The sequence below is a fragment of the Moorena bouillonii PNG genome (genome assembly GCF_001942495.1).
Lineage (GTDB): Bacteria > Cyanobacteriota > Cyanobacteriia > Cyanobacteriales > Coleofasciculaceae > Moorena > Moorena bouillonii.
This window is the reverse complement of sequence record NZ_MKZS01000001.1, coordinates 5,597,822-5,602,278: the sequence shown is the minus strand read 5'-3', so window position 1 is coordinate 5,602,278 and position 4,457 is coordinate 5,597,822. Positions and strand designations below refer to the sequence as shown.

Sequence of the window (4,457 nt, the reverse complement as noted above, 5' to 3'; positions counted from 1 at the left end):
GGGGGAAACCCCCAAGACCGCGCTGCATCGCTTCCACGCAAGATGCCCATTCCACAAAACTCTTAAAATCATTCCATTATTCAGCAACGCCAACATAATTACCCTTAATCAAATCTCCCCATCTCCCCATCTCCCCATCTCCCCATCTCCCCATCTCCCCATCTTCCCATCTCCCCATCTCCCCATCTCCCCATCTCCCCACACTCTCTTCTTCAAAGGGGTACTGTCAAAACAAATCCAGGTAGTACCTCTTCCCCAGATAAACTAACTGGAAATCCAACTATTTCTACTGGTTGATTGGGACGGTATATTTCTACTTGCTGATTCTGAGGGTTAATTAACCAACCTAGTTGTAAGCCACTGTTGAGGTATTCTTTCATCTTGTCTTGTAGAGACTTAAGTGTATCTGTCCGTGAATGCAATTCAATCACAAAATCAGGACAAATCGGGGGAAATTTTTGCTGTTGTTCTGGGGTGAGGGCTTGCCAACGGTCTAACTTTACCCAAGCTGCATCGGGGGATCTATCTCCGCCGTTAGGTAGTTTAAACATGGTGGAGGAACTGAAAACTTTTCCTAGTTTATTTTGACGGTTCCAAATCGTTAATTCGGTAATAAAATCTGCTTCTTGATTTCCACTAATTCCTCCTACTGGTGGCATGATAATTAATTCTCCCTTAGCAGTGCGCTCTATCTGGAACTCTGGATTTACTTGACAAAGATGATAGAATTGCTGATCGGTAAAATCAACATTTTCTAAGTTAAGGGTGACAAACATCATTAACCTCCGAGTTGGTGTTCAAATAATCTTGTATCCAATTGCAACCATAGATTAATAACTGGTCTAAATCCAGGACTTGATCTAAATTCCATATAATGACAGTGTTGTCTCCACTGGCGGAGGCGATCATCTCACCATCGGGGCTGAAAACTACGGCTAAGACGCCATCGCTATGTCCTTTCAGGGTAGTTAAAAGGGTTCCATCCTGCTTCCAGAGTTTGACGGTTTTGTCATAACTAGCGCTAGCAATTCTGTTACCGTCAGGGCTAAACACTACTGCTAATACCCCTGCTTGATGACCGTTGAGGGTAGTAATCAAGGTTCCATCCCGCTTCCAGAGTTTAATGGTTTTGTCCCAACTCGCGGACGCAATGGTTTCACCGTCGGGACTGATGGCAACGCTGTAAACTCGGTCATGGTGTCCTTTGAGGGTAGTAATTAAAGTTCCGTCTGGCTGCCAAAGCTTGACAGTCTTATCCCAACTGGCGGACGCAATTAGAGTCCCGTCTTTCTTGATGCAGTCGCTCATGGGGGAAACCCCCAAGACCGCGCTGCATCGCTTGCTGAAGGCTACTCCATCAATGCGATCGCTATGGCCCTTGAGGGTATTAATTAAGGTACCGTCCCGTTTCCAGAGCTTAATGGTTTTATCAGCACTAGCGGACGCCATCATTTCACCGTCGGAGCTGAAGACTACTGCTAAAACGGCGCTGCTATGATTTGTTAAGGTTTTTAGCAAGCTACCGTTTCTGTGCCAGAGTTTGATGGTGTTATCGGCACTAGCGGAAGCAATCATCTCACCATCGGGGCTAATGGCTATTCCTGAAACTCTAGCGCTATGGCCAGTCAGGGTTTTTTGTAGGCTACCGTCTTTATTCCACAGTTTAACGGTCTGATCCCAACTCGCCGATGCAATGGTTTTTCCGTCTGGGCTAATGGCCACTGCCCAAACTAAATCATTATGCCCCCTGAGCCTGGTGAGGATGATGCCATCGGGCTTCCAGAGTCTGACCGTTCCATCCCAACTCGCGGATGCAATAGTTTTTCCGTCTGGGGTAATGGCCACACCGTACACTAAATCTTGATGTCCTCTGAGGGTAGTGAGTAATGTGCCTTCCCAACTCCACTGGTTAACGGTTCCGTCCCAACTCGCGGACGCAATGGTTTGACCATCTGGGCTGATAGCAACGTTGTAAACGCGATCGCTATGGCCGTTGAGGGTGTTTAGTAAAGTGCCATCAGCACGCCAGAGTCTAACGGTTTTATCCCCTGACGCGGACGCAATGGTTTGACCATCTGGGCTGATGGCAACGTTGTAAACGCGATCATTATGCCCCTGAAAGGTCCTTAGTAATGTCCCATTATAGCCCCAAAGTTTAACGGTTTTGTCCCCTGACGCGGACGCAATGGTTTTACCATCTGGGCTAATGGCCACTCCATAAACAGTAGCGCTATGGTCTTTAAGGGTAGTAATCAAGGTACCATCAGCTTTCCAGAGCTTAACGGTTTTGTCTCCAGACCCTGAAGCAATCATCTGGCTGTCGGGGCTAATGGCAACACCATAAACCCCAGCTTGATGACCCTTGAGGGTTTTATCGGGTCGGGCTTGAAACGTTCCCTGACTATCCCGTTTCCAGAGTTTGACGGTTTTGTCGTCACTAGCGGAAGCAATTAGATTGCCGTCTAGGCTAATGGCAATGTCGTAAACTCCAGCTTGATGACCGTTGAGGGTAGATAGTAATTTACCATCCAGTGTCCAGAGTTTGATGGTCTTATCATAACTAGCGGTAGCGATAAGATTAGCATCCTGGTTAATGGCAACTGCCCAAACCTGATCGCTATGCTTTACTAAGCGATTATATTCAACAGTCCCATAAACTGCCTGTCTTAGCACGGATTCTACTTGAGTTTCCGTAGCGGGGTCTGCGTTACCAAAGCTTTTCAATTGTTGCTTGGCTCTGATGGCTTCTACTAGGGCGTCCAATTGTTGATTGGAAGCAAAGAGGGCTGCTGAGGATTTTGCGATTCGGCGAAGCCGACGCTACGCGAACGCATTAATTTCGCTAATAGCTGAGCGTCTATATCCCAGGTAAGTGGTCACCCCTAACCCTGTGGAAACCATCAATGCTGTGCCCACTGCCATTAACAAGAACTTGAGTCGTCTGGCACTTTTTTTCTGTTCTGCTAATCTTGCTTCTACTTCCTTAGCCCGTTCTGCTTCTAAATACCGTTGCTGTTCAATCCAGCTTAATTCTTGAGAAGCAGCTAAGAATTCATCATCTACTAAGCTCAACCGTTTGCCCGCTTTCCAGTTTAAGGCTTCTGCTAAAGCTTCTCCTCGCAACAGCCGAGAATTATCCTGACGATTAGAAGCTAACCAAGCATTGAGGGATTGATTAAGCACCTAAACAAAATTAATTTCCTACTACCAATCTCTGTAACCCTTACATCGTAAGGTTTTGAGTTTTGGGAAATGTGTAATTAATTTTGTGCACCTGCTTATAAGGTCGGAGATTCCCTAATTTTTGCTCAACCCAATTCTGATTAAAAATAGACTGGTAAATACGATTATAAACTCTTAATACTGGGGAAGTTTTGTTATCCTGACCAGGCTGCTTAACAACTAACCCACTTAGCCGTAATTCTATTTGTTCAGAACTGTCATCCGCAGCAATTTCTCCCTGTTGTAAGATTTGCTGATAAAGCGCCAATAACCGACTAGACCCTTGTTCATTTCTGAGAATCCGTTCCCGTAAGGTTCGTAAATGTTCCGGTTGATCATTGGCTTCCCAGTTTTCAATAATTTCCTTGCGCACAAGCTGCTCTAACCAAAATCCTTCCGTACCAGGGGGAATCGTCAGAGAGCCACTAATTGCCGTTTGATGCGATATCTGCACCAGATAGCAGAGCTTTTGAGTCAGAAATGGTTGTCCTCCTGTCCAAGCCAATATCTCTTTGAGAATAGTTTGGGGATTTTCTACTAATCCTAATAATCCTGATGCTAATGGTTGAGCTTCTTCTAGGGTAAATCCATGCAAATCAATAGCCTTACCAATATTAAAGGGAGTTCGTTGTCTTTGGGAAATTAAATCCGAAGGGGTTGCTACTCCAAATAAAGCAAAAGTGAGGCGATTGTAGTCAGAATTTTCCGCTCGCTGGTTATAGCAGGCTCGAATCAGAGCCAAAAAATCATCGGTAGGAAAATTGAGGCTAATAACGCTATCGATTTCATCGATAAAAATAAAAATCTTTTCACTGTTGAGGTTAACTAATAAAATCTCTTCGATTACCCGACTCAATCGCTGGATTTCCGATAAATCATCGTGCTCACGCCACCAAGTTTTTAAGTTAACTTTCCTGGAAAGTTTAAAATTCCTTAATAACTCAACGACTAATCCCTTATACCACTGCTGGGGAGTAATCGTTTCGCTACCAATTCGGGTCATATCAATAGAAGCGCAGCTAAAACCAGCCTGTTGCAGTCGATGCTTGATCCGTAAGCGCAAGCTAGACTTCCCCATTTGTCTGGAGTTGAACACATAACAAAACTCACCCCTAATTAAGGCGTTATAAAGTTCAGCATCAGCTCGACGCTCTACATAACTAGGGGCATTTAATTTTAAACTAAGTAGGTCGTGCAAGAAAAAAGGAGGTATATTACAAATTATAAAGCGTTGC

At 44.9% G+C, this 4,457-nt stretch carries 4 protein-coding genes and 1 pseudogene; all 5 read right to left on the bottom strand.

Annotated features, from left to right (window positions below):
* Positions 1–76: 76 nt before the first annotated feature.
* On the bottom strand, positions 77–202 hold the full coding sequence (locus tag BJP37_RS43820) for a hypothetical protein (protein WP_269087049.1): 126 nt from the start codon (positions 200–202) through the stop codon (positions 77–79).
* 10 nt (positions 203–212) lie between these two features.
* The gene (locus BJP37_RS22775; RefSeq protein WP_075902205.1) at positions 213–779 is read right to left on the bottom strand and encodes a Uma2 family endonuclease; all 567 of its coding nucleotides are present in this window, start codon (positions 777–779) and stop codon (positions 213–215) included.
* Positions 760–2,631: pseudogene (locus BJP37_RS22770) on the bottom strand (WD40 repeat domain-containing protein); the annotation flags it as partial. The pseudogene BJP37_RS22770 and the gene BJP37_RS22775, both read right to left, overlap by 20 nt.
* Positions 2,632–2,820: 189 nt before the next feature.
* Complete coding sequence (locus BJP37_RS22765; RefSeq protein ID WP_075902201.1) at positions 2,821–3,183, bottom strand: hypothetical protein; 363 nt, start codon at positions 3,181–3,183, stop codon at positions 2,821–2,823.
* Between the two features lie 40 nt (positions 3,184–3,223).
* A partial coding sequence (locus tag BJP37_RS22760) for an AAA-like domain-containing protein (RefSeq protein ID WP_330359452.1) occupies positions 3,224–4,457 on the bottom strand: 1,234 nt, incomplete at its 5' end.

Excerpts from the sequence above, each read along its gene's own strand:
- BJP37_RS22775 (WP_075902205.1), bottom strand. The coding sequence starts at position 779 with ATGATGTTTGTCACCCTTAACTTAGAAAATGTTGATTTTACCGATCAG.